Here is a 20,494-nt window from a genome sequence, read left to right as displayed (position 1 = left end):
CCCAGAGAAGGGGGCCCGGCCAGTCGGCCGGGCCCGCGAGATGGTCAGGACAGGCGGAGCGCCATCACCAGGTAGCGGTAGGTCGGGTTGTCGCCGACGGGGAGGATGAGGGCGGGTTTCGCCGGGCTGGTCATGCCGATCCGCGCCCGGCCGCCCTCCACGCCAGCGAGGCCGTCGAGGAGGAACTGCGGCTGGAAGGCGATCTCCAGCGGCGCGCCGTCGAGGTCGGCGGGCACCGTCTCCGCGCCGCGACCCATGTCGCCTCCGCCGGCCTGCACCAGCACCTCGCCGTCGGCCCAGGCGAGGCGGACGGCGGTGTTGCGTTCGGCGACCAGCACGACCCGTTTGATGGCGGCGAGGAGCGGCGCGGTGTCGACTTCGGCCCAGATGGTGTGGTCGCCGGGGTTGAGACGGGCCCGGTAGTCGATGAACTTCGGGTCGAGCAGTCGGATGGTGGTGGTGCGGCCGCCGCCGGTGAGGCTGGCGAGGCCGTCTGTGAGGCCGATGGTGACCGGGCCTGCGGGGAGGTGTTTGGCGATGTCGGCGAGGGCCCGCCCGGGGATGAGCGCTCCGGCGGGCTCCGTCTCGGCGGGCTCCCAGTCGAGTTCCCGGGCGGCGATGCGGTATCGGTCGGTGGCGGCGAGATTGAACTGGCCGCCGTCTGCGTCGAGGCGGATGCCGGTGAGCATCGGCAGGGCGTCGTCCCTACCGGCGGCGGGCGCCACCTGGCTGACTGCGGCGGCCAGCGTGGAGGCGTCGACGGTGCCGATCGGCGCGGGCGGTTCGGGGAGGGTCGGGTAGTCGTCAACGGGCATGGTGAGCAGGTCAAACCTGGCTGATCCGCAGGTGATAGTGGCTTCGTTGCCGGACAGGGTGAGCTCGACCGGCTGGCGGGGCAGCGCCTTGACGACTTCGGCGAGCACCCGGCCGGGCAGGAGTACCCGGCCCGGCTCGGCGACATCGGCGCCGACGGTGATGCGGCGCGAGGTGTCGTAGTCGAAGGCGGCAACGGTGAGCTCATCCTCGCCGGCGGTGAGGAGGAGCCCGGCGAGCACGGGAACGGACGGCCGTTGGGGTAGGGCGTGGGCGGTCCAGGTGATGGCGTCGGCGAGGGCGTCGTGGGGGATGGTGAGTTTCATGCGGCGTCCTTGAGGTCGAAGAGGGCGGGCTGGCCGTCCGGCACGGTCGGCGGCGGGACGGGTGCGACGGGTGCTGCGGGCCGGGGCGGGATGAGCCGCACCGAGGGCTCGCATTTGTGGTTGTCCTGCCAGAACTTGGCGTCGTCTTCGCTGCCGGAGTCGTCGCCGTCTTCCTCGGACATGGAGGCGTCGCAGGTGTCGCAGGTTGCGTCCCACGGCGGGGTCAGGACGGTGGGGTCGTGGCGTTCGGCGCAGGCGGTGCAGACGCGGTCGCCTTGCGGGTTGAGCCAGCCGGCCCCTTCCTGCGGTTCGGGGGTGGTGTGGAGCAGCTGCTCGCAGTCGGCGTAGATGTGGCCGGTCACGCCGCCGGGGTACCAGGGGCGGATCCAGCCGAGCATGGTGGTGGTCATCGGGTTGCCTCCTGGCGTGCCTTGCGGCGAGAAGGGGCGGCCCCGCCGGGACAGGTCATGTCGTGGGCGAGCCGACCGGGCTCGCGGGAGTGGGCGGCGAGGGTGTTGTCGCTGCGGATGCGGATGGCCAGGCGCAGGCAGATGGGGCATCCGCCGCTGGTCCACTGCTGCTGGGGTTTCCGAACCGGGGCCGGGACGGGGGTGAAGGTGTCGGTGCGGCTGCGTCGGCGTTCCTGCGGGGTTTGGCCGCCCCAGATGCCTTCCGGTTCGCCCCGCTCGAGGGCGTAGGCCAGGCAGGCGGATGTGATTGGGCAGGAGCGGCACACGGCTTTCGCCTCCCGTACCTGCGGGTTCTCGGCGGCGTAGCTGAGTGGGAACATCAGCTCTTTGCTTTCGCGCCGGCAGGCGGCGTCCTTGTCCCAGCTCATGCGGCGCTCCTTCTGCGTCTGGACGGTGAGGGGGCGGCGGGCGGCGTAGCGCTCGACGGTGCGGGTGGAGACGGAGAGCTCCCACGCGATGGAGGTGGTGGAGCGGCCCAGGTCGGCCAGGGCCGCGTATTCGGCGCGGCGCTGGGCCGGGGAGGTGGAGGGTTCAGCGCGGGGTTCACGCCGCGGTGGTGGGCCGGTGTTGGGGCGGCCGGCGAGGCGCCAGCGGTTGGTGCAGGTCTTCACCCAGTTGTTGGCGCCGTAGGGGCCGGGGTGCCCGCAGCAGGCGCAGATGATCTGTCGGCGGCCCATCACGCCGCCCCCGTGTCGTGACCGCGCTTGGCGGTCATGTGGCCGCTCACGAGGCGCGCTCCAGGTCTTCGCCCGTGATCGCCTCGACCAGAGCGGACACGATGATCTCGGCGACCGGCGGGGTGACGGCGTTGCCGTACTGGCGGACCTTCTCCCGCTTGTTGCCGAGCACGGTGTAGTCGCTGGCGAACGACATGGCGCGGCCGATCTCGTGCGGCTCCAACATGCGGAACAACACGTCGTCGACGTGCACGTCCGCCAGCCCCTTGACGACGGCGTAACGGTCCCGAGTGGACAAAGTGCCGATCGGCTCCCGGGACGGCCGAGCGTTGCCGTTGCCGTAGTAGGGGACGAGGATCGTCTCCCAGGTGATGAGGGACTGGTGGCCAGCGGCGGTGCGGGTGCGGATCGGCTCGGTGACCGGCGTGCACATCTGAGCGGCGTCACCACGCGGCGTGTTGTTGCGCATCACCATCGCGGTGAGGGGCGGGGTGACGAGGCCGTGGTGGTTGCCGGAGGCGGTCACCGTGGCGAGAGCGTCCGACACGGGCCGGGCGACGGATCCGCCGCCGCGCAGCTCGGCGACGAACGGGAGCCAGGCAAGGCCGGTCTCGTTGCGGGCGGTCTGCGTCCGGAGCGGGGCGTACGCGGAGCCGGGCTCCTTGCCGTCTCGCCCCTCGACGGGGATCAGCAGCGGCGGGATGGCGATGCCGTCGTTCTCCCGGGTGGTGCGGGTCGGCATCGGGTCGGTAACCGGGGCGGCGTCGTTGCGCCACGTCCCGCCAGCCGGAACCATCAGGGGGCGCGCGTACTTGGCCAGCCCGGCCTGGATGCGGGCGAGCGTCTTGTCGGCGAGCGGCTTGGCCCGGTCGCCGATCCGCTGCCCGGGCAGGGACCAGTCGATCGCGGCCGCGGCGGGCAGCGCCTCAGGCTCCAGGATCCGGCTGCGGCAAGCGGACCTCGGGCACCGGTAGACGTACTGCTGCCGGTAGCGGCCCATGTCGGCGCCGAGCGTTTTGAACACCTGAATAGCGCGGACCTGCTCGTCGCAGTCGGGGCACCAGGCGGCGGGACGAAGCCATTTGTCCCAGTCGGGGGTGCGGCCGAGCGAGGTGTGCCAGTAGGCGACGTACAGGCGGTCGCGGGACTGCGGCGCCCGGAGCACGGTGACGGGGTCGGCGTGCATGCTGTTGAGGGCGATGACCCGGGTGCGGTAGCCCAGCGCCTGGATCTCGCCGAGCCACCGGTCCCATTGGTCCCAGGCCCGCACGTCGACCACGTTTTCGACGACGCCGGCCAGGACGCGTCCTCCTCGGCGCTGTACGCCGCGCAGGTACATGGGGACTTCTTCCATGAGGGCGCGGGAGCGTTCTGCTTCCTCGTCGCGCTCAGGGCCGAACAGCTCGTCTTGGAGGGAGGAGGTGAAGTCTCGTTTCTTGCCGCGGGCGTTGGACCATTGGGGGCATTCGGGGCTGGCCCAGAACAGGTCGCAGACGGGCCAGGTTTCGACGGGGGCGGTGCGGATGTCGCCTTGGTAGTGGTCGGCGGTGGGAAAGTTCGCGGCGTGGGATTCGATGGCGCGCTGCCAGTGGTTGGCGGCGCGGGTGACGGTAACGCCGGGGACGGAGTCGGCGCCTTGTGAGGAGCCTCCGGCGCCGCAGAACCAGTCCATGAGGGTCAGCACGACGCCACCGCCTGCGGCCAGGTCACCTTGGCGAGCGCGGCCCGCTGCGCCTGCGGCAGGTCGACGACGGGGTGGCCGAGCCCTTCCAGACCGGCGGCGCGCAACCAGACCGCGTCGACCTGGTTGTCGTCGCGGAGGTCCTGGCCGGTGCGCTGGAACAGCGCCATCCGCATGTCGGCCTTGGTCGCGTTGCCGCGGCCGGTCGCGTACTTCTTGAGGGTGGCGGGCGGGATGGTGACGAACGGGGTGGCGTGGTCGTAGCAGGCGACCCGGATGGCGCCTTGGACCATGCCGGTGATGCCTGCGCCGTGGGCATGGGTGGGCAGGTCTTCGATGACGACGAGGTCGGCTGCGGCGATGTCGCTGGCGAGGGCGTTGCGGATTTCGACGAGGCGTTCGTCGCCTCGGGTGCGGGGGCGGATGGTGGCTGTGCCGACGCTGTCGGGGTTGATGCTGTAGGCGACGCCGGTGGCGGTGATCGACAGATCGAGGCCGAGCACGCGGGGGGTGGTGGCGGTGGTGGTCACTGGCCACCGCCAAGAATCGCGCGGGCGGCGGCCAGGGATGTCGGCCACGTGGGAACCATGTAGCCGTACTTGGCCAGCTCCTCCTCGGTTCGGGGGTTGCCGCCTTGGGTGTGTATTTCGTTGGCCATCGCGTCCATGAGGGCGGCGAGGGGTTCGCGGGCAGTCAGTAGGGCGGCGATGAGGCCCGCAAGTTCCGAGTGGAGGGTTTCAACGACCTCGCAGGCACCGCAGTCCTCATCGTCGGGGTGCTGGGTCTCACACCAGGACAGGGTGTCCATGCGTTCGCTGTCGCCTTGGACGACCCGGACGGGCACGGTGAGGTAGGCGGGCAGGAGGGGGGCTCGCAGCGCTTCAGCGGCGGCGCGGAGCTGCTTGGTGGGCGCCTGGGTGGCGGTCATGCGTGGGCCTCCGTGACGGCGATGGGAGCCCTCACGGGCTCGGCGAGGTGGTTGAGGGTGAGGGCTGCGCCGGCCGCGAATGCGGCGAGGGCGATGCCGACGGCCAGGCAGGGCACCCACACGGGCTGGCCTTGGATGCCGGTGACGAGCGCGGTGATGCCTGCCAAGGCGGCGAGCACGATGCAACCGGTGATCAGCGCCATGGCTTCCACCGCCTCGAGGTGGTGCGGGCCTGGATGTGTTCGAGGCTGTCGCGCACCGGGAGCTGGTCGGCCAGGGCCCGGTGGGCGTGCAGGGCGGCCTCGACGTCCGGGTCGGGGGCGAGTTCGCCTACGGCGATGAGGAGTTGCCGGGTGAGGTCGAGGCCGATGCCTGCGAGGGCGAGGGTGGCGAGGATGAGGTTGGTCATGGGCGCGGCCGCCTCTCGCCGATGTAGATGCGCTGGTTGGTGGCGTCCGGCTGGCGGCCGGGTGCGGGGCGCTGGATGCCGCGGCGGCGGTGCTGGATGTCGAGGACGATCCAGGCGACGCCGACGGCGGCGAGGATGGCGAGGAAGATGACCCCGGCCACGCGGGTGATCATGTCGATGACGTCAGCCACGGTCGGCCTCCCGGGCGGGCTCGGCCTGGAGGGCGGCTTGCGCGTCGCAGGCCGGGCAGTCCTCGTCGTGGATGGGCATGTTGCGTTCCTGGCAGTTGCGGGAGGCCGGGTCGTGTTCGAGGGACAGGGCGGCCCGCTTCAGGGCGTGGCGCAGTCCGTCCCGCTCGGCTTCGGCGTTGTCGGCGCGCTGCCGGTGCTTCTCCAGCGCCTCACACGCGTGGTCGTACGCCCACTGGGTGGGGTACGGCTGCCGGTCGTGAGCGATCGCCTGATCGCGTTCCTCGGCCAGCCGGTCGACTTCGGCCAGCAGCTCGGTGACGTACTGTGCGGAGTCGCGCATCCATCGGGCCACCGGGTTGTCGATGTCGCGGATCGTGTCCGGGTCGTAGTCGGTGCGGCCGACCGCCAGCTCCCGGGCCGGGGTGAGGGTGGCGTACTTCGCCCCGTCGGCCTGGTGCCGAAACTCCAGGTCAGCCCAGATGGGTGAGCCGTCCAGGTTCTCGGCCTGCTCGCCGTCGCTGTCGAGAGGCCGTCCGACGCCCAGCACGTACTGCCATCCGGAGTGGGTGGTAGTGAGCATGACGCGGGTGCGGCGGTCGCCGATCCACTGCCACGGCGGGGCCGGGACCGCATCCAGGGCGGCGCGAATTTCCGCGAGCCGGTCGACGGTGTCGGGCGCCTGCAGGTGGGTGATGATCTCCCCCGTCACCTTCTGCAACTGCTCTGGCGACAGGTCACTCACGTTGGCGACCGGGGCGGGCATGGTCGGGTCGGTGCTCATCAGACGGCACCGCCGTTCGCGCCAGCCTCCAGGCGGGCTTTCTCGGCGATGGCCGCCCGGTGGGCGGTGATCAGCGCGATGGCTTCTTCGTCGGTCATGCCGACGGCGCGCAGCGACGGGCACGGCCAGTACACGTTGTCGTCCGGGTCGTCGGCGTCGGCGGGGGTGCAGTGCAGGCAGATGAAGCCGCCGAAGAGCAGTTCCTCCCGCTCGTGCAGGGTGATCAGTTCGGAGCGGTGGTGGCGGAGCCGCGCCTGCTCCGCTTCGGCGTCGCGGAGCCGGGTGAGGACGTTGCCCATGCGCTCGCCCATGTACGAGGTGAGGTTGAGGCAGAACAGGTCCTCGCCGCCGCCCGGCTGCGGGTGCTCGTGGGCGAGCCGGTCGAGAACGGCCGCAGCGAGGTCCTCGATCGACGCGTCCGAGGACGGCGGGTTGGCGAGGACGGCCAGCGCGGTGGTGGTGTCGGTGCTCATGCGTGGCGCTCCTTGGCGTGCTCGGGGTGGCGGGGGTGGAGGGTGGCGGCGCGCCACAGGGCGGCGGCGGTGCGGCGGGTTGACCGCCAGCGGCGGTGGGCGCGGGCGGCGAGGCGGGTGCGCAGGGCGGGCCGGTCGTACACCGCCAGCGCCAGCAGCGCGGCGGCCCAGGCGGCGTGCAGCAGGTAGCCGATCACCGGGCTGCCCCTTCGGCGTTGACGGCCGGCAGGATCCTGGTGGGCGCCGGGTCGTCGTCCGGCGGGCAGGCGGCGGCGGTGCCGCCCGGCACGAGGTGCACCTTGCCGTTGGGGCCCGCGAACACCTCGCGCCCGCACCCCAGCGGACACAGCTCTCCGATAGGGGCGACCCCAGCGGGCAGTGCCGGCGTCATCGCCACTAGCTCCGGAGCCGCCGACGGCGCGGCGGGCCACACCTGCTCGGCCAGCTCCCGCACGATCGGGAAGGTCGTCGTCTCCCCCGGCGCGGCCGGACGCTCCGCCAGCCGGTCCGGGCCCTGTCCGTCGACGATTCGCCGGTCCTGCTCCTGCTCCAGCCGGTTCGCCACCGCACCCCACGCCAACGCGCATTCGCGCGCCCACGCCGGGTCCGACGCCCAGTCCCGGGCCCCGTTGCCGTAGTCCACCGACACCTGAGGGCGGCCGTCCCGGACGGTGAGTTCGCCCGCCCGCGGCCAGCCGAGCGGCTGTGTGGTGGTGGTCTCCCGCTCGCTCATGCGCTCTCCTTGGTCAGGGCGGTGGTGATGGTCACCTGCACGCCGTCCATCCGCGCCGATGCCGCCAGGCAGCCCGGCATCGTCCGCCGCGGCGTCAGCCCCAGCGCCTGCACCCACGCCCGGTGCGTGCCGCGCGGGTCCGCGGCCGCCGGGGTGATGTCGGCGCGGAGCCCGCAGCCGACCGCTGTCACGGTCCACGGGATGGCGGGCAGGGCGTGTTCGGCGCCGCGGGCCAGCACCTCGGCCAGCCGGGCGGCGGCGAGCTGCTGGAATCTGGTCTGCGAGGCCGGGCTGAGAGCCCGGGTAGTCTGTGCTTGCACTTCGCTCTCCTTCAGGGAGGGCCGCCCCGGGCCGGACACCACCAGCCCGGGGCAGCGTTCGTTCAGGGGGTCGGCCGGGCCTGGATCGGCCAGTCGCCGGAGATCACCGCGGTCACGTCCTGCTTCTCGCCCGCCTTCGGGCTCCGCAGGTACTCCTGGTAGGAGGCCGCCTGCTCGGCCGCCCACCGCTGCTGGTTCGCGTGCAGGGTCGGCAGGTCCACGGCGAGGGCGTCGAACAGGTGCCGCTCGTCCTGCCGCCCCGACTGGATCCGCGGCCGGGACTCGCGCGGCATGTGCGCGATCACGCCCATCCGCCAGGCGACCCGGGCCGCGATCAGCGCGTCGTAGCGGGCGCCGTGCGCTTCGTCGTCCACCCAGGCGACGCCGAACACCGCGGCGGTCGTCTTGAGGACGTGCGCGCCCTGCTCGGGCGACACCCGCTTTCTCCACCTGTCCAAGTACTTGGAGATCACGTACGTGTCGATCGCGAGCAGCCCGTGGCCGGACCGGGCCGTCATCTCCGCCAGCGACGGCAGCTCGTGACGGGCCAGCTCCCGGCTGAGCACGGTCAGGTCAAAGCGGATGTTCTGCCCGACCAGGGGGATGCCGGCGTTGACGGCTTCGGCGACCGCGGTTGCCACGGTCCACACCCCGGCGTCGGCCGGGGTGCCGTGCTCGCGCAGGTACTCGGTCGTGTAGCCGTGGATCTTCGTGGCCTCGGCCGGCACCTCGACGCCCGGGTCGATGAGGAGCGGGTTCCGGTCGATGGGCTCTAGGCCGCCGCCGACGTGGCCGACGTAGGCCTCGACGATCCGCGCGTCTTCGGGGTTGGGGGAAGACGTCTCGAGGTCGAAGGCCGCGAGCCTTGCCAGATGCCAGGGGGCGGTCACAGCTCGCCCGCCCGCAGCTTCTGCAGGAACGAGTCCAGCTCCGCCTCGGCCGCATCCTCCGGCGCCACCCCGCCCATCACCTGAGCGAACGCCGTATTCAGCTCCGACGTGGTTCCGGGCCAGACGGCGACGATCTGCTGCCACAGGAGATCCGCCTCCGCCGCCGAGACCCCAGGGGCGGCGGGCGGCGGGGCGACCGCCGCCGGAGGCGGACTCATCAGCGCGTCACGGCGGCGCATGAACGCCACCGCCACCGGATCCGCCGGATCCTGCAGGTCCTGCGCGAACCCGGCGCGCTGAGCTACCTGCAGATTCGCGCCGAGGTCCTCCAGCGATGCCGAGCCCTCGGCGGCACCGATGAAATCCTGAGCGGTCGGGGCCGGACGGCCCGACGGCTGGCCGGCCTGCGGCGCGGCCTCGATCGCCGAACGGCTCCCGCCCGCCACCGCGGCCGCCGCCGGAACCGGCTCCACCGACCCGGTGCCCACCGGAACCACCTGCGCAGCCCCCGCCAGCACCTGGCCCGCCGTGCTACCGCGCAGCTCCACCGCAACCACCGGGAACTGCTTCGTCTTGCCTTGCGCCACCCGGGTGCGCTGCTCGATCCGCAACCGCACCGGGATCAGCGCCTGCTCGCCGATTGACCCCTTGAGCACGTCGACCGCGGCCGCCATCTCGTTCGCCGAGTAGAAGGAGTGCGTCTCGACCCGCCAGGCGCCGATGTCGGGCATCTCCGGCAGGATCACGTTGAGGCGGGTCGTCATCTTGCACGCCGCGTCGCGGGGCGCCTTCTCCCAGAACTGGTCGCCCCACTGGGCGCGGCATACGCACGGCTGGTCCGACAGCGACTCGGTCATGCCGTCGCAGCGCCGCTGCGCGCCGCCCCGCGACCAGGTCTCGTACGCCTGCGACAGCGGGTCGCCAGGCGGCAGGATCGCGTCCAGCGATTCGGCGGCGGTGATGACCCGCCACTGGGCGGCGCCGTTGCCCTGCGGCTGCCACTTCTCCACCTGACCGCCCCACACTTCGGCGGCGGCCTGCACGTAGTGCTCGGCGTGGCTGCTGACGATCCAGGTCTTGCAGCGGACGGGAGCTCGGCCGTTGTAGAAGCCGGTGCGCAGGCGGCCCAGCTCGCGGGCCTGCCGCTGAAGGGTGATGATTCGGGAGCCCATCAGGCTGCTGCCTTCCTGGTGCGGGGCTTACGGGTCGGGGTGTTGAGCGGCTTGCACGGCTTCATGTCCAGGCCGTGCAGCACGTAGGAGGCGCCCAGCAGGCCGAGGAACCCGGCGTGCACCTCCCGGGTGGCTGGCACCGGGACGAACCCGTACGCGTGCTGGCGGAGGTTGAGGATGGCGGCGCCGGCGAACTCCGGGATCGGGTGCTCGGAGTCGTCGGGGCCCAGCGCGAGCTCGGCGTAGCGGAGGGCGGCGAGCTGCAGCGGGTGGTCCTGGTAGACGGTGCTGGCCGACTTGGTGAGCGAGGTCTTGATGTCGACCAGCCACAGCCCGTCCGGCTGACCGGCGGGCAGGTTCGTCAGGCGCATCCACAGGTCTGCGGTGCCGCCGTAGCGGTGGGTGCGGTCGAGGACGGTGACTTCGACGGCGTCGATGTCGTCGCTGGGGTTGACGCCGAACTCCTTGAGGAACAGGGCGTACTGGTCGACGAAGGGGGCGGCTTCGGCGTCGGCTTCGATGGGGGTGCCGAGGACGTGGGCTTCGGCGAGGGCGTGGACGCGGGAGCCGAGGTCGCGGCGGGTTTCCCACACCGTCTTGTGCTCGGCCTTGGCGGCCTTGATGAACTCGTCCATGGCGGCGGGGTTGCGGCTGGCCTTGACGGCGGTGGGGAGGTGTTCGGCGAAGTATTCGGCGGTGACCTTGGCGGCGGCGGGGGCGAGGGCGGGCTTGTTGAGGGTGTTGAGGGCGTTGGTGACCGACATGTAGAGGGCGCCCGACTTGGGGTCTTGGTAGTAGCGGCCGTTATCGGTGTCGCGGGCGTGCTTGGGGTCGGTCACTCGTTGTCCTCGTCCTGGTCGTCTGGGTCGTTGTCGTGCAGGTGGGTGTCGTAGTCGGCCTTCTCGAGCTCGTACTCCTCGTCGAAGGGGTCCGGCTTGCGCCCGGTCATGCGGTTCTCCCGGGGGTGGTGTACGGCTGCGGTCCGGCGTGCTCGACCGGGCGGATCGCGGCGGTCCATGTGTCCGCGTCGTCGTCGGGGATCCGGGTGTCCTCCCACGCGGCGAGCTCGGCGCGGGTCACGCGGGGCTCACGGCGGAACAGGGCCATCACGCGTCCCCGCTGGAGTCGGCGGGCGCAGTCTCTTCCCACGGCCCGATCACGCGCGCCAGAGCTGTGATCAGCGCGTACTCGCAGCGGCGGCCCAGCGTGGAGGTGACACCCCGGAAACGGGCCAGGGTGACCGCGCGGAGGTCGTCCAGGTTGCTCGCGGGGTCTCCGAGGGCGGCGGGGTAGCCGATGGTCCCGCCGCTGTAGATCGTCCCGACGCGGGGCGTAGAGCCCTCGGGCGCCTTCTTGAACCTCGGGCCGTACGTCTGCGACTCGATGTACAGGTGGTCGCGGTCCACGGGGGCGAGGAACACGATGGGACGGGGCGGGTCGTACCGGTTCTGCCGATAGGCGTACACGACGCCGGGCTGAATGTCCTCGCCTCTCATCTGCAGCCTCCGCAGGAAGTGGTGGTGCGCGGGTTGATGTGGCCCTTGCGGCACATCCAGGTCGAGGCGGTGCCGGGCGTCAGCCACGGCAGGGCCGGAGTGCGGCGCCTCATCGGGCACCGCCCTCAGGGGCGATCACCCAGCACAGGCGATGACCGGCAGGAGCGAAGTGCTCCGCGACCAACTGGCCGCGCTCGAACAGCAGGTACGTGCGACCGCGTCCGTCCTTCACCGCCGCCTCGTCCTGGGTAGCGGCGGTGGTGTGCAGGCCCCAGACGCCGTAGGTGTCGACCACCATGAGGTGGCCGTACTCGGCGCCTCCGTCGAGGGTTCGCTGTTCCGCCCGGATGCTGGTCGCGACCTGTCCGCCGCGGACCTCGGGGCGGAGACCGAACATCTCGTTGGCGGCGACCCACGTGTACGGTTGCCCGTCGCCGATCATGGAGCGGATGCGGTCGGCGACCAGGTCGAGGTTGTCGAAGGTGAGGAAGCCGAACCAGTTGCAGCCTTCGGCGAGGCGGCGGTAGTCGTTCAGGTTGTACTCGCTCATCGGGCACCGCCCTGCTCCGCCGCCGCCGCCAGTTCCAGCGCCTCAGCCACCTCGGGGCAGGTGCGGCGCTCCCGCCATGACTCCAGGTCGGCGAGGGTCTGGAAGGCGGAGTGGTCGAGCAGGAAGGCCAGCGCCTCCTCGGCCCGGGTCCGCCCCGCAGCGTCGCCGCCGGCGGCCAGGCGGATCGTCTGCGCGACGCCCAGCACGGTCGGCGCCTGCGTCTGGATGATGCGGGCGGCGTCACGCAGGATCCCGGCGGTCGTCGTCGGGCCGGGCCGCTCACCCTTCTTCGGGCTGCCCCCGGCTACGGGGTAATCGGCGGGGAACTCCGCGGCCAGGTCTCGCAGACGTCGAGCCCACCAGCTCGCGGTGCACTCCTCCGACAGGCGGCCACCCTCAACAAGGTTGCCGATCACCGCCTTCACCGCGGTGCCGCGGTCCACCAGCAGCCATTCGCGGGCCCGTCCGGCGGACGCGGCCGGGGACGGGACGGTCAGCGCGTCGCGGATCGCCGCCAGCAGGTCGAGGACCTCGGAGGCGGGGACGGTCGTCGGCTCAGCCATGCGACACCGCCAGGGCTTCGCGCGGCTGCGCGTCCACCGGCTCGTCCGCGTCGAGCACCCAGCAGGAGCCCAGCGACCACACCTCACGACGGCCCTCGGCCAGCGTGTCCTCGCGGGTCTCGGGGTTGAGGCGGGTGACCTGCACGTCCGTCTGACCGCCCGGCCGGTGCAGCCAGTCACCCACCTGCAGATCGGCGGCGACGCGGACGATCCGCAGCGGGGCGGCGGCGGGCTTCGGCGGGTTCCAGAACTGGGCGACGAAGGCGCGCAGCTCGGCGTCCGTGAGGACGGTCATCGAGGAGGTGCTCATGCCCGGCCCCCGTCCTGCGGCTCGTCGCGCAGCAGCACGGTCAGCGGGGCGATGGCCACCTCGGGGCACACCTCGTCGCCGTCCACGATGGCGAACAGCTCCGTCAGGGGCAGGGTGTCGTCGTCGGTCGCCGGGTACCACCGCCACTGGTCCGGTTCCCCGCCGAGGGATGCCTCTGCCAGTCGCATGGCGGTTGTGATGGCCTCGCCCTGGTAGGCCACCGGCAGGACCGGGCTCCACCCGCTGATGGGGCCGTACACCGGCCGGCCGTCCGGCGTAGTGCTGGTCTGTGCCCGGCTGGCCAGGAGGACGACCCACGCCTGGGGCAGGGTCGAGCCTTCAGGGACGAGCTGGTCGAGCATGGCCAGCGGCAGGCGCAGGGTGATCGGGAAGTCGCTCATGCCGTCACCTCGTGACGGGCTGCGAGAGCGGCCTGCTGCTCCATCTCCTCGACGATCGTCGCCGCGGTGCGCAGCGCGTCCCGCACCCCGATGCTCTGGTCGCCCGCCACTTCCAGCTCCTGCTGCAGTTGGCCGGGCAGCGACATCGACCCGTCCGGGCCGGTCAGCCTGCTCAGCGGCGACGCCTCCTCGTACACGTCGGCGCTCATGCCGTTCGTGGTGGAGGCGAGCGCCTCGGCGGCGTCGGCGAGCAGCTTGCACACCTGCTGCCGCTCGGCGGGGGTGATGGTCAGCGACCGCAGCCGGGCGGCGAGTGCCGCCAGCTCCTGGGCGGTCGTCACCGCGGCCGACGGAAGCTCCGTCGCCGGGGTGGGTGAGATGATGGTCATGAGACCTCGTCCTTTCGTAGGAGGGATGGGGGCTCAGCGGGCTCACTCCGGGTGCATCGGATGGGCCCGCAGGCATGTCAGGGCAGGGAAAGCAGGGCGGCCTGCGGCGAGTACTGGGCCGCGTACCAGCGGTCCCAGACCTCCTCGAACAGCGGCACATGCCGCTGCGTCCACGCGAGCGTGTTGCGGATGCTGCCGCCCGACACCTCGGCCTGCCGCTTGCCGGGCTTGAAGCCGTGCTCGGCTTCATGCAGCGCCGCAGCGCGCCGGCCGAACGTCGACTGCACGGAAGCAATCTCCGACTTCCGCAGCCCCTTGGACTTCAGGAAGTCCGGCACGTACAGCGGCGCCTCAGCTGGGTCAATCTCCGGTTCCTCGCCCAAACCGCGGGCGACCACGAGTTTGGTCTTAGCGACGAGCCAACCCCGATCGAGGAAGCCATCGGCGGCCTTGAGCATGAGCACCTGCGCCCGAGACAGGGCGGCCCGCTCGAGCGCCTCGGTGCGGATCTCCGGCGGGGCCAGTTCCTCGACGTCGAGGAGGTAGGACCGGACGGACTTGGCGACCGGGGACTCCACCAGCAGTTGGCCGACGTTCAGGATCGTTCGACGGCTGAACAGCGTGGTAGAGCGAGCCTTGGAGTTTGCGATCTTCAGGGTGACGGTCGCAAATTCGCGGTACTCCTCCCCCTTGATCACTCGCAGACCGTTGCGCTCAAGCTCTGCCCGGTTGCGACGTACGAGGGAGTCGATCGTGCCGGTGCCCACTTCGTAGTAGGTGGCGACGATCGCGACATCGGCGTGCGTGTCGTCCGGAAGGAGACTGATCGCCTTGACCTTGTCCAGCACGTCGACGCGACCCATGTGCTCGGCGCGCAGGCTCGGGGATTCGGTGAGAGCCAGCTCGTTCATGAGGCCTTCCTCACGGGGGTGCCGTCGGCCCGCAGGTAGCCCTTTTCGATCAGGTAGGGGCGGACCAGGGCGGCGATGGTGGCGAGCGCGGCGGGGTCTTCGATGACGGGTGGGAGGCCCTGCTCGGCGCGGGTGCGCTTCACCCAGGCGGCGACCCATCCGCGGTCGACCTGGTAGGCGGCCATTACGCCGCCGCTCGCGTGACTTCGAAGAAGACCTCGAACTTCACGTCGGGGCAGGCGTACAGAACCCTCGCGATGAACTCTTCGCCGGGCTGGATGCTGCCGTGCTGGACACGGAGGACGGTGGTGGGGCTGACACCGATGAGGGCCGCGCGAGCGCGACTGGTGGTCAGCTTCTTGGAGGTCATGTGCCGCTCCCACTCGCGGAGGCGGAGCCGGATGACGGGGCGTCCGTCACATGTTGCGTGCATGCACGAACTATGGCACGTGGGACTGCGTGCACGCAACACATCTTGTCGGTGCGTGTTCGTCTTTTTGGGCACCCTCACCAGGAGTGTGCATATACGCACACCCGTTCTAACCAGGAATGTGGCCTTCACCAGCGTGGAAGTCAGTCAAGTCGCGTGTTATGGTGCGTGCGTGCACACGACTGAATGGGACCGGACCGCGCTAACGGCCACCCTCCGCAAGATCATGGAGAAGGCCGAGCTCAGCCAGGCCGCCGTCAGCGAAATGGCCGGCCGCGACCGCACCATGGCCAACCGGTGGCTGAGCGGGAAGCACCAGCCCACCTACGAGGCAGCGGCACAACTCGCAGCCACCCTCACCCGGCAGCGACCGGACCTCTCCAGCCTCGCCCGCCAGTTCTTGATCGCCGCCGGGCACGGCGACCGCATCGCAGGCGACATGACGTCCCTGCTGCCGCCACTGGACGCCTCCGCGGCCGGCGCATCCGAGGTCCTTCGTCAGGCGGTGGCGGATCTACGGGACCGGGCCCAGGCGGAGAATCGCCCTCTCGCGGAACTGCTCGTCGAAGAGGGAATCGTCTCGCCGGACGAGCTGGTCGTGCCGGACAGTCTGCGGCCGGACCCCATCATCGAAGAGATCAACGCCTCCAGCGATCTTTCCGAGGAAACGAAAATCGCCCTGATCCGAGCACATCTCGAAAATCGGGCAAGACGCTTCGAAGACGCCCGAATGGAACGAAAAGAGCTGGACGATTAGGAATCGCCCAGCTCTCCACACAACTCCTGGCTACCTCACGCCACGGTAGATCGGGAATGGCCCTGACCCGTTCACGTCCGCGGCGTCACGCCGCGCGGCATCGTCTGCACGCAACCCCATCGTGAAGAACCGGTCGAGGGCGAGCACATGCTTGGTGATGATCTCGGCGTGCGCTTGGGTGACCTTCTCCATGCGTCCCGCATGCTCGTCGAGGGCCTTCTTGAGCTCTTGCGCGTGATGCTTCAGGCCGGCGTAGACGGATGTCACGATGGCGGATCCCACCAGGGCGGCGAACGCTTTGTAGCTGAGCATGTCCACCAGTAGCGCTTCAACAGCAACAGCCCCCCACCCGAGCCAGGACAGGCGGAGGGCCCAGGCCAGCGAGACGGGAGCGGCACCAACTGCACGGACGTTCAAGGAAAACCTGCTTTCCGCCGGGTTCCCCAGCCTCCCGGCTTTACCGCGAGATTCGTTTCCGAGGCGAGACGCGATTCGCCCCACCCTAAATGAGGTGGGGTGCTGTATGGAACGCTCCTTATTGCCGTAATCGACCAGGTCGGCGAGGCTACTCCTGAGTATCTACTCACCGTCACCGGTTGTGATTGAAATGCGAACTATGTGCACCAAAATACTCGGAACGTGATGAAGGGTAGGCTACACAAAGTAACCCAATCCTACCCTTTCGGTTAGGTCCCAGCCCCTAGAACCGCCACAACGGCACCAACCGTGCCGGATTGAACTTCTTGCTCCCCCGCACAATCGCAGGACGCACCCACAACCGCTCCAACGCCACCGCGATCACCGCCCGACGCCGCGACGCCTCCACCTCACCATCCAACAAGAACGCCTCCAACCCCTCCCGATCCCCCGGCAAACCATCCAGCACCCGGCTCACATCAACCCGCCCCAACGACTGCCGCGCCACATCGATACGCGCCTGCAGCGGTTTACGCGCCGCCATCCACTCCGCCCGGGAAATCTCCCCCGCCCCATGATCAGCGGCCAAGTCCAGCAGCCCCTGCTCGCACGCGGCGATCTCCGCCACCACCGCCCCCTCATCAACACCGGTGTCGACAACCAGCGCCTCCGCGAACCCCGGCGTGATCAGCAACTCCACCGCCCCCGCCACGATCACCTCGTCCACATACTCGGTGCGCGCCGACACCTTCCCGCAGCCCTGCCGGCCCGGCAGCCCATCGCACATGTAGTGCCGCCGCCCACCCGACTTCGAATGACCCGACATGCGGTGCTTGCACACGTCGCAGTAGATCAGCCCCGTCAGCAGGTAGCGGCCCGTCGGCCCCGGCGACACGCGGCGCGTCGGATCCGACAGCATCAGCCGCAGCCGGGCCGACTCCGCCGGGGTGATGATGGCCGGCCAGTCCGCCACCCCCATGATCTCCCCGATGTTCACCCGCTTCGTCTCGTGGCGGGACCGCGGCCGGTGCTCGCGCAACCCGGCGATCCGGGCGGACGACAGCGTCCGCGACAGCGTCGCCGGCGACCACTTGCCCGGACCCGACACCGGCACGCCGCGGTCCATGAGATCGCGGGCGATGGCGGCGGCGGGCTCGTCCGCTGCGAGCCGGGCGCGAATCTCAGCGGCGATGTCGTCCTGGCCGACCTCCGCCACAGAATTGACCTGCCGGGCCGTCCAGATGCCCGTAGAGGTCGTTGAAACGCCTCGCCGGTTCAGATCCCTGCACACCGACACCAACGCTTCTCCGGCCAGTACACGGCGCGCACACTCTCGGATGATGTCCGCCTCCTCCGGCACCAGCTCCTCACGCAGGAGACGGCGAGGCGGATCCGGCCGATCGTAGATCCGCCGGTAGCCGAACGGGCGAAACCCGCCGCCGCTGGCCTTGCCGCTCCTGGCCAGCTGCAGATGCTTGGCCTTGATCCGCTCCCCCTTCTGCTCGGACTCGTGGCGGGCGACACCGCCGAGCACCCGGGCGACCATCCGGCCTGAGGCGGTGTCCAGGTCCATCACCCCCGCCTTCACCGTGGAGACGCGGATCTGGCGGGCTTCGAGGACGTCGATGAAGTCCTCCAGCTCCCGCGGGTTGCGGTGCAGCCGGTCGGTGTGCCAGGCGACGATCGCGTCGGCGCCGCCGGCTTGGACGCGCTCGAGCATCCGCTGGTAGTTCGGGCGTGGTTTGCCGCTGTAGGCGGAGATGTCGTTGTCGGCGTACACCTCGAGGACGTCCCAGCCGAGGGTGTCGGCGAGCTGGCGGCACTCGTGTTCTTGGCGTTGAACGCCGAGGCCGGCGCCTTCCTTGTCGCGGCTGATGCGGACGTAGATCACGCATCGGGTCCGAGGTGTCGTCATACCCCTTATTGAAACACCACCAGAGATGACGTGCCACCCCTTTTCGCTCAGCCCGGCCCCGAACTCCGTCGCGACGTGCGTGCCGTACGGGGTGGCCGCGCGGGAACCCACCACCGCGACGGATCGCAGGCAGGAGAACCGCAGGTCGGCGTCCCCGTACACCCAGAGGGCGTAGGGCCGGGAGGCTCCCAGGTCGTCCAGTTGGCTGGGCCACTCGGGGTCGCCGGGGATCACCAGCCTCGCGCCTATCCGCTCCCCCTCGGCCAGGTCCCGTTCGGGGTCGGCCGTCTTCAACCGGGCCGCCCAGGAGGCGATCGTCCGATCGAGTCGTGCCGCCCTGGCCGCGAGCCGCCCGTCTCGCCCCTGCCCGGAGCCGTCCCTGCCAGCCACCGGGACGGGGACGGAGACGGGGACGGGGACGGGGACGGGCTCCGCGCTCTTCTGGGAGGAGGCCGTGCCGTGCCGGACGAGGTCGGCGCCCTGCCGGGGAGGCTCGGTGGTCCGGGAAACGGCTTCCACGTCATGGGGATCGGGCGCACCTCCGGCCAGTCGCCGGGCGAGATCGGCGTCCACCACGCCCTCTCTGACCAGGTCGACGGCCTGCCGGGGACCGCGCAATGCGACCAGCGCGCCCATGGCGGCGTCCCCGGGCTCGGCCAGGCGCATCAGGACGAGCCGTGCGAGCCTGTCGTTCATCGTTCCTCCCCCAGCCAGAGCCCCAGGGCGGTGTTGGTCTCGTGCAGTTCGGGCCGGTCCTTGCCACCGAGATCGGCAAGAGTCCAGGACAATTTGAGGATCCGGTCGAGCCCCCGGGCGCTCAACAGGCCGCTGTCGAGATGCCGGAGCAGCGGTGACATGGCCGAGGACGACGGGCGGTACTCGGTGTGCAGGAGCCGGGCCGGGACCTCGGCGTTGCACCGCCACGGGGTGTTCGCGAACCGCTTGGCGGCGCGTTCGCGAGCCAGCCGTACCCGCTCGGCCACCACCCTGCTCGGCTCGATGAACCTGCGGTCGGCCAGGAGCTCGCGCCTGGTCGACCGGAACAGGCTGACCTTGACGTCGATGCGGTCCAGCAGCGGGCCGGAGAGCCTGGCGAGATAGCGACGCCGGGCGGCGGGAGCGCAGGCGCACGGGTCCGCCGGGGTGGAGGGCCGCCCGCAGGGACACCTGTTGGCCGCCAGCACCAGCGCGAACCGGGCGGGGAAGGTCACCGACCCCAGCGCCCTCGCGACCGTCACCTGACCCGATTCGAGCGGTTGCCGCAGCGCGTCGAGAACGGTGGCCGGGAATTCCGGTGCCTCGTCCAGGAAGAGCACTCCCCGATGGGCCAGTGAGACCGCGCCGGGACGGATCATCCCGCTGCCCCCTCCGATGAGGGAGGCGACGGTCGCGGTGTGGTGCGGCGCCACAAAGGGCGGACGCACCAGCAGGGGACGGTCGGGGGGCAGCACGCCCGCCACCGAATGAATGGCCGTCACCTCCAGCGCGTGCTCCCACTCCAGAGGCGGGAGCAGGGTCGGCAGCCGCTCGGCGAGCATGGTCTTCCCGGTGCCCGGGGGCCCCAGCATCCACAGGTTGTGACCACCGGCGGCGCAGACCTCCAGGGCCCGCCGGGCGAGAGGCTGGCCCGCGACGTCCCCCAGGTCGGGGCCCTCCGCGTGGCCCGGCGCCTCACCCGGCTCGGTGCCCCCCTCCAGGCCAGGGGACCGCCCCGACCTCGGGGCCGCCTCTCCCGGGCCCGGGACGGCCGCCTGGACCGGGGTCCCCGGAAGCGGGCCGAGGGCGGGCTCCCGCCCGGGTGAGCCGGGGATCCGGCCAAGGAACGATCCGGTGGCGGACGCCGCGTGCCGCGCACTTCCGGCCCTTCCCCCAGCCCTCCCATCGCCCTCATCTCCGGCTCCGGCTCCGGCTCCGGCTCCGGCTCCGGCTCCGGCTCCGGCTCCGGGAGGAAGATCACTCAAGGGCCCGTCGCTCCGCAACCGGCTCATCAGGGCGGCCAGCGTGGTCGCCGGGACCACGGTCACGTCCGGCACGAGGGCGGCCTCGGCGGCGTTCGCGGCCGGGACGACCACGGTGCGGGCACCGGCCGCCACGGCCGCCAGCACAGCGGGCAGAACCCCGCGCACCGGCCGGACGGAGCCGTCGAGACCCAGCTCACCGAGGAAGAACGGCTCGGCGACCTTCTCCGGATGCACGAACCCGGCGGCCGCGAGCAGCGCCGTGGCGATGGCGAGATCGAAAAGGCTGCCTCGTTTGGGCAGGCTGGCGGGGAACAGGCTGACGGTGATCCGGGCGTCGGGCCAGGCGTAACGGCTGTTGACCAGGGCGGAGCGGACCCGGTCGCGGGCCTCGCTCAGCGCGGTGTCGAGCATGCCGATGAGGTGCAGGCCCGCCACACCGCTGCCGACGTCGGCCTCGACCTCGACCAGGCGGCCGGTCACCCCGACCAGGGCGACGCAGCGCGTGCGTGCGACGGCCACTCAGCTCACCC

31 protein-coding genes are annotated in these 20,494 nt (G+C 71.1%); 1 reads left to right on the top strand and 30 read right to left on the bottom strand.

The genetic code is table 11. The features are described from left to right. Positions 1-44: 44 nt before the first annotated feature. The 27 genes from dnaN to ABD832_RS03815 all read right to left on the bottom strand — a co-directional run bounded on the left by dnaN (position 45) and on the right by ABD832_RS03815 (position 14,854). Positions 45-1,139 (bottom strand): DNA polymerase III subunit beta, encoded by a 1,095-nt coding sequence (gene dnaN, locus ABD832_RS03945; protein ID WP_344888395.1) that lies wholly within the window; start codon positions 1,137-1,139, stop codon positions 45-47. Then, positions 1,136-1,549 carry a hypothetical protein gene (locus ABD832_RS03940; RefSeq protein WP_344888393.1) on the bottom strand — a complete coding sequence of 138 codons (414 nt, stop codon included), beginning with the start codon at positions 1,547-1,549 and terminating at the stop codon, positions 1,136-1,138. Before ABD832_RS03940 ends, dnaN begins: the two co-directional genes overlap by 4 nt. Next, positions 1,546-2,286 carry a WhiB family transcriptional regulator gene (locus tag ABD832_RS03935; protein ID WP_344888594.1) on the bottom strand — a complete coding sequence of 247 codons (741 nt, stop codon included), beginning with the start codon at positions 2,284-2,286 and terminating at the stop codon, positions 1,546-1,548. Before ABD832_RS03935 ends, ABD832_RS03940 begins: the two co-directional genes overlap by 4 nt. A gap of 46 nt (positions 2,287-2,332) precedes the next feature. Continuing rightward, entirely contained in the window at positions 2,333-3,970 is a 1,638-nt protein-coding gene (locus tag ABD832_RS03930; protein WP_344888391.1) for a DNA cytosine methyltransferase, read from the bottom strand. Continuing rightward, on the bottom strand, positions 3,964-4,497 hold the full coding sequence (locus ABD832_RS03925; RefSeq protein WP_344888388.1) for a RuvC family protein: 534 nt from the start codon (positions 4,495-4,497) through the stop codon (positions 3,964-3,966). The genes ABD832_RS03930 and ABD832_RS03925 overlap by 7 nt, the downstream gene beginning before the upstream one ends. Beyond that, a complete protein-coding gene (locus ABD832_RS03920) occupies positions 4,494-4,895 on the bottom strand; it encodes a hypothetical protein (RefSeq protein ID WP_344888385.1) in 402 nt (133 codons plus the stop codon). Before ABD832_RS03920 ends, ABD832_RS03925 begins: the two co-directional genes overlap by 4 nt. Then, positions 4,892-5,098, bottom strand: coding sequence for a hypothetical protein (locus ABD832_RS03915; protein ID WP_344888382.1), 207 nt, complete (start codon positions 5,096-5,098; stop codon positions 4,892-4,894). Before ABD832_RS03915 ends, ABD832_RS03920 begins: the two co-directional genes overlap by 4 nt. Further along, positions 5,089-5,304: a hypothetical protein gene (locus tag ABD832_RS03910; RefSeq protein WP_344888379.1), complete on the bottom strand. Its 216-nt coding sequence runs from the start codon at positions 5,302-5,304 to the stop codon at positions 5,089-5,091. The genes ABD832_RS03915 and ABD832_RS03910 overlap by 10 nt, the downstream gene beginning before the upstream one ends. Then, a complete protein-coding gene (locus ABD832_RS03905; protein WP_344888376.1) occupies positions 5,301-5,495 on the bottom strand; it encodes a hypothetical protein in 195 nt (64 codons plus the stop codon). Before ABD832_RS03905 ends, ABD832_RS03910 begins: the two co-directional genes overlap by 4 nt. Further along, on the bottom strand, positions 5,488-6,276 hold the full coding sequence (locus ABD832_RS03900; protein WP_344888373.1) for a hypothetical protein: 789 nt from the start codon (positions 6,274-6,276) through the stop codon (positions 5,488-5,490). Before ABD832_RS03900 ends, ABD832_RS03905 begins: the two co-directional genes overlap by 8 nt. Then, positions 6,276-6,749, bottom strand: a complete 474-nt coding sequence (locus ABD832_RS03895) for a hypothetical protein (protein ID WP_344888371.1) — start codon at positions 6,747-6,749, stop codon at positions 6,276-6,278. The genes ABD832_RS03900 and ABD832_RS03895 overlap by 1 nt, the downstream gene beginning before the upstream one ends. After that, complete coding sequence (locus ABD832_RS03890) at positions 6,746-6,946, bottom strand: hypothetical protein (RefSeq protein ID WP_344888368.1); 201 nt, start codon at positions 6,944-6,946, stop codon at positions 6,746-6,748. Before ABD832_RS03890 ends, ABD832_RS03895 begins: the two co-directional genes overlap by 4 nt. Next, positions 6,943-7,482, bottom strand: a complete 540-nt coding sequence (locus tag ABD832_RS03885; protein WP_344888365.1) for a hypothetical protein — start codon at positions 7,480-7,482, stop codon at positions 6,943-6,945. The genes ABD832_RS03890 and ABD832_RS03885 overlap by 4 nt, the downstream gene beginning before the upstream one ends. Further along, positions 7,479-7,802, bottom strand: a complete 324-nt coding sequence (locus ABD832_RS03880; protein ID WP_344888362.1) for a hypothetical protein — start codon at positions 7,800-7,802, stop codon at positions 7,479-7,481. Before ABD832_RS03880 ends, ABD832_RS03885 begins: the two co-directional genes overlap by 4 nt. A gap of 62 nt (positions 7,803-7,864) precedes the next feature. Continuing rightward, positions 7,865-8,692 carry an exonuclease domain-containing protein gene (locus ABD832_RS03875; protein WP_344888359.1) on the bottom strand — a complete coding sequence of 276 codons (828 nt, stop codon included), beginning with the start codon at positions 8,690-8,692 and terminating at the stop codon, positions 7,865-7,867. After that, the gene (locus ABD832_RS03870) at positions 8,689-9,864 is read right to left on the bottom strand and encodes a recombination directionality factor (protein ID WP_344888356.1); all 1,176 of its coding nucleotides are present in this window, start codon (positions 9,862-9,864) and stop codon (positions 8,689-8,691) included. The genes ABD832_RS03875 and ABD832_RS03870 overlap by 4 nt, the downstream gene beginning before the upstream one ends. Continuing rightward, positions 9,864-10,703, bottom strand: a complete 840-nt coding sequence (locus ABD832_RS03865; RefSeq protein ID WP_344888353.1) for a hypothetical protein — start codon at positions 10,701-10,703, stop codon at positions 9,864-9,866. Before ABD832_RS03865 ends, ABD832_RS03870 begins: the two co-directional genes overlap by 1 nt. A 106-nt stretch (positions 10,704-10,809) precedes the next feature. Then, a complete protein-coding gene (locus ABD832_RS03860) occupies positions 10,810-10,971 on the bottom strand; it encodes a hypothetical protein (protein WP_344888350.1) in 162 nt (53 codons plus the stop codon). After that, a complete protein-coding gene (locus ABD832_RS03855) occupies positions 10,971-11,360 on the bottom strand; it encodes a hypothetical protein (RefSeq protein ID WP_344888347.1) in 390 nt (129 codons plus the stop codon). Before ABD832_RS03855 ends, ABD832_RS03860 begins: the two co-directional genes overlap by 1 nt. Positions 11,361-11,469: 109 nt before the next feature. After that, entirely contained in the window at positions 11,470-11,910 is a 441-nt protein-coding gene (locus ABD832_RS03850; protein ID WP_344888344.1) for a hypothetical protein, read from the bottom strand. Continuing rightward, positions 11,907-12,473, bottom strand: coding sequence for a hypothetical protein (locus ABD832_RS03845; protein ID WP_344888341.1), 567 nt, complete (start codon positions 12,471-12,473; stop codon positions 11,907-11,909). The genes ABD832_RS03850 and ABD832_RS03845 overlap by 4 nt, the downstream gene beginning before the upstream one ends. After that, on the bottom strand, positions 12,466-12,783 hold the full coding sequence (locus ABD832_RS03840) for a hypothetical protein (protein WP_344888338.1): 318 nt from the start codon (positions 12,781-12,783) through the stop codon (positions 12,466-12,468). The genes ABD832_RS03845 and ABD832_RS03840 overlap by 8 nt, the downstream gene beginning before the upstream one ends. Continuing rightward, positions 12,780-13,184 (bottom strand): hypothetical protein, encoded by a 405-nt coding sequence (locus ABD832_RS03835; RefSeq protein WP_344888336.1) that lies wholly within the window; start codon positions 13,182-13,184, stop codon positions 12,780-12,782. The genes ABD832_RS03840 and ABD832_RS03835 overlap by 4 nt, the downstream gene beginning before the upstream one ends. Beyond that, on the bottom strand, positions 13,181-13,573 hold the full coding sequence (locus ABD832_RS03830) for a hypothetical protein (protein WP_344888334.1): 393 nt from the start codon (positions 13,571-13,573) through the stop codon (positions 13,181-13,183). Before ABD832_RS03830 ends, ABD832_RS03835 begins: the two co-directional genes overlap by 4 nt. A gap of 77 nt (positions 13,574-13,650) precedes the next feature. Next, positions 13,651-14,484, bottom strand: coding sequence for a hypothetical protein (locus ABD832_RS03825; RefSeq protein WP_344888332.1), 834 nt, complete (start codon positions 14,482-14,484; stop codon positions 13,651-13,653). Then, positions 14,481-14,669, bottom strand: coding sequence for a hypothetical protein (locus tag ABD832_RS03820; protein WP_344888329.1), 189 nt, complete (start codon positions 14,667-14,669; stop codon positions 14,481-14,483). The genes ABD832_RS03825 and ABD832_RS03820 overlap by 4 nt, the downstream gene beginning before the upstream one ends. Next, positions 14,669-14,854 carry a hypothetical protein gene (locus ABD832_RS03815; protein WP_344888326.1) on the bottom strand — a complete coding sequence of 62 codons (186 nt, stop codon included), beginning with the start codon at positions 14,852-14,854 and terminating at the stop codon, positions 14,669-14,671. The genes ABD832_RS03820 and ABD832_RS03815 overlap by 1 nt, the downstream gene beginning before the upstream one ends. 232 nt (positions 14,855-15,086) lie before the next feature. Between ABD832_RS03815 and ABD832_RS03810 the strand changes: the two genes are divergently transcribed. Continuing rightward, positions 15,087-15,671 (top strand): helix-turn-helix domain-containing protein, encoded by a 585-nt coding sequence (locus ABD832_RS03810; RefSeq protein ID WP_344888323.1) that lies wholly within the window; start codon positions 15,087-15,089, stop codon positions 15,669-15,671. A 30-nt stretch (positions 15,672-15,701) separates the two neighbouring features. On the opposite strand, the gene ABD832_RS03805 is transcribed toward ABD832_RS03810, so the two are convergent. The 3 genes from ABD832_RS03805 to ABD832_RS03795 form a co-directional block, all read right to left on the bottom strand. Further along, positions 15,702-15,983 (bottom strand): hypothetical protein, encoded by a 282-nt coding sequence (locus ABD832_RS03805; RefSeq protein WP_344888320.1) that lies wholly within the window; start codon positions 15,981-15,983, stop codon positions 15,702-15,704. 388 nt (positions 15,984-16,371) lie between these two features. Next, positions 16,372-18,699: a recombinase family protein gene (locus ABD832_RS03800; protein WP_344888317.1), complete on the bottom strand. Its 2,328-nt coding sequence runs from the start codon at positions 18,697-18,699 to the stop codon at positions 16,372-16,374. Continuing rightward, on the bottom strand, positions 18,696-20,483 hold the full coding sequence (locus tag ABD832_RS03795) for a YifB family Mg chelatase-like AAA ATPase (RefSeq protein ID WP_344888314.1): 1,788 nt from the start codon (positions 20,481-20,483) through the stop codon (positions 18,696-18,698). Before ABD832_RS03795 ends, ABD832_RS03800 begins: the two co-directional genes overlap by 4 nt. Positions 20,484-20,494 lie beyond the last annotated feature (11 nt).

Origin of the sequence: Streptosporangium longisporum (assembly GCF_039534895.1) — a bacterium.
GTDB lineage: Bacteria > Actinomycetota > Actinomycetes > Streptosporangiales > Streptosporangiaceae > Streptosporangium > Streptosporangium longisporum.
This window is presented reverse-complemented; position numbering and strand designations above follow the sequence as displayed.

What these genes read in the sequence shown, in the direction of transcription:
- dnaN (WP_344888395.1), bottom strand. Translation starts at nt 1,139, where the DNA reads ATGAAACTCACCATCCCCCACGACGCCCTCGCCGACGCCATCACCTGG.
- ABD832_RS03940 (WP_344888393.1), bottom strand. Translation starts at nt 1,549, where the DNA reads ATGACCACCACCATGCTCGGCTGGATCCGCCCCTGGTACCCCGGCGGC.
- ABD832_RS03935 (WP_344888594.1), bottom strand. Translation starts at nt 2,286, where the DNA reads ATGGGCCGCCGACAGATCATCTGCGCCTGCTGCGGGCACCCCGGCCCC.
- ABD832_RS03920 (WP_344888385.1), bottom strand. Translation starts at nt 4,895, where the DNA reads ATGACCGCCACCCAGGCGCCCACCAAGCAGCTCCGCGCCGCCGCTGAA.
- ABD832_RS03915 (WP_344888382.1), bottom strand. Translation starts at nt 5,098, where the DNA reads ATGGCGCTGATCACCGGTTGCATCGTGCTCGCCGCCTTGGCAGGCATC.
- ABD832_RS03910 (WP_344888379.1), bottom strand. Translation starts at nt 5,304, where the DNA reads ATGACCAACCTCATCCTCGCCACCCTCGCCCTCGCAGGCATCGGCCTC.
- ABD832_RS03900 (WP_344888373.1), bottom strand. Translation starts at nt 6,276, where the DNA reads ATGAGCACCGACCCGACCATGCCCGCCCCGGTCGCCAACGTGAGTGAC.
- ABD832_RS03895 (WP_344888371.1), bottom strand. Translation starts at nt 6,749, where the DNA reads ATGAGCACCGACACCACCACCGCGCTGGCCGTCCTCGCCAACCCGCCG.
- ABD832_RS03885 (WP_344888365.1), bottom strand. Translation starts at nt 7,482, where the DNA reads ATGAGCGAGCGGGAGACCACCACCACACAGCCGCTCGGCTGGCCGCGG.
- ABD832_RS03870 (WP_344888356.1), bottom strand. Translation starts at nt 9,864, where the DNA reads ATGGGCTCCCGAATCATCACCCTTCAGCGGCAGGCCCGCGAGCTGGGC.
- ABD832_RS03860 (WP_344888350.1), bottom strand. Translation starts at nt 10,971, where the DNA reads ATGGCCCTGTTCCGCCGTGAGCCCCGCGTGACCCGCGCCGAGCTCGCC.
- ABD832_RS03855 (WP_344888347.1), bottom strand. Translation starts at nt 11,360, where the DNA reads ATGAGAGGCGAGGACATTCAGCCCGGCGTCGTGTACGCCTATCGGCAG.
- ABD832_RS03850 (WP_344888344.1), bottom strand. Translation starts at nt 11,910, where the DNA reads ATGAGCGAGTACAACCTGAACGACTACCGCCGCCTCGCCGAAGGCTGC.
- ABD832_RS03845 (WP_344888341.1), bottom strand. Translation starts at nt 12,473, where the DNA reads ATGGCTGAGCCGACGACCGTCCCCGCCTCCGAGGTCCTCGACCTGCTG.
- ABD832_RS03840 (WP_344888338.1), bottom strand. Translation starts at nt 12,783, where the DNA reads ATGAGCACCTCCTCGATGACCGTCCTCACGGACGCCGAGCTGCGCGCC.
- ABD832_RS03835 (WP_344888336.1), bottom strand. Translation starts at nt 13,184, where the DNA reads ATGAGCGACTTCCCGATCACCCTGCGCCTGCCGCTGGCCATGCTCGAC.
- ABD832_RS03830 (WP_344888334.1), bottom strand. Translation starts at nt 13,573, where the DNA reads ATGACCATCATCTCACCCACCCCGGCGACGGAGCTTCCGTCGGCCGCG.
- ABD832_RS03825 (WP_344888332.1), bottom strand. Translation starts at nt 14,484, where the DNA reads ATGAACGAGCTGGCTCTCACCGAATCCCCGAGCCTGCGCGCCGAGCAC.
- ABD832_RS03820 (WP_344888329.1), bottom strand. Translation starts at nt 14,669, where the DNA reads ATGGCCGCCTACCAGGTCGACCGCGGATGGGTCGCCGCCTGGGTGAAG.
- ABD832_RS03815 (WP_344888326.1), bottom strand. Translation starts at nt 14,854, where the DNA reads ATGACCTCCAAGAAGCTGACCACCAGTCGCGCTCGCGCGGCCCTCATC.
- ABD832_RS03805 (WP_344888320.1), bottom strand. Translation starts at nt 15,983, where the DNA reads ATGCTCAGCTACAAAGCGTTCGCCGCCCTGGTGGGATCCGCCATCGTG.
- ABD832_RS03800 (WP_344888317.1), bottom strand. Translation starts at nt 18,699, where the DNA reads ATGAACGACAGGCTCGCACGGCTCGTCCTGATGCGCCTGGCCGAGCCC.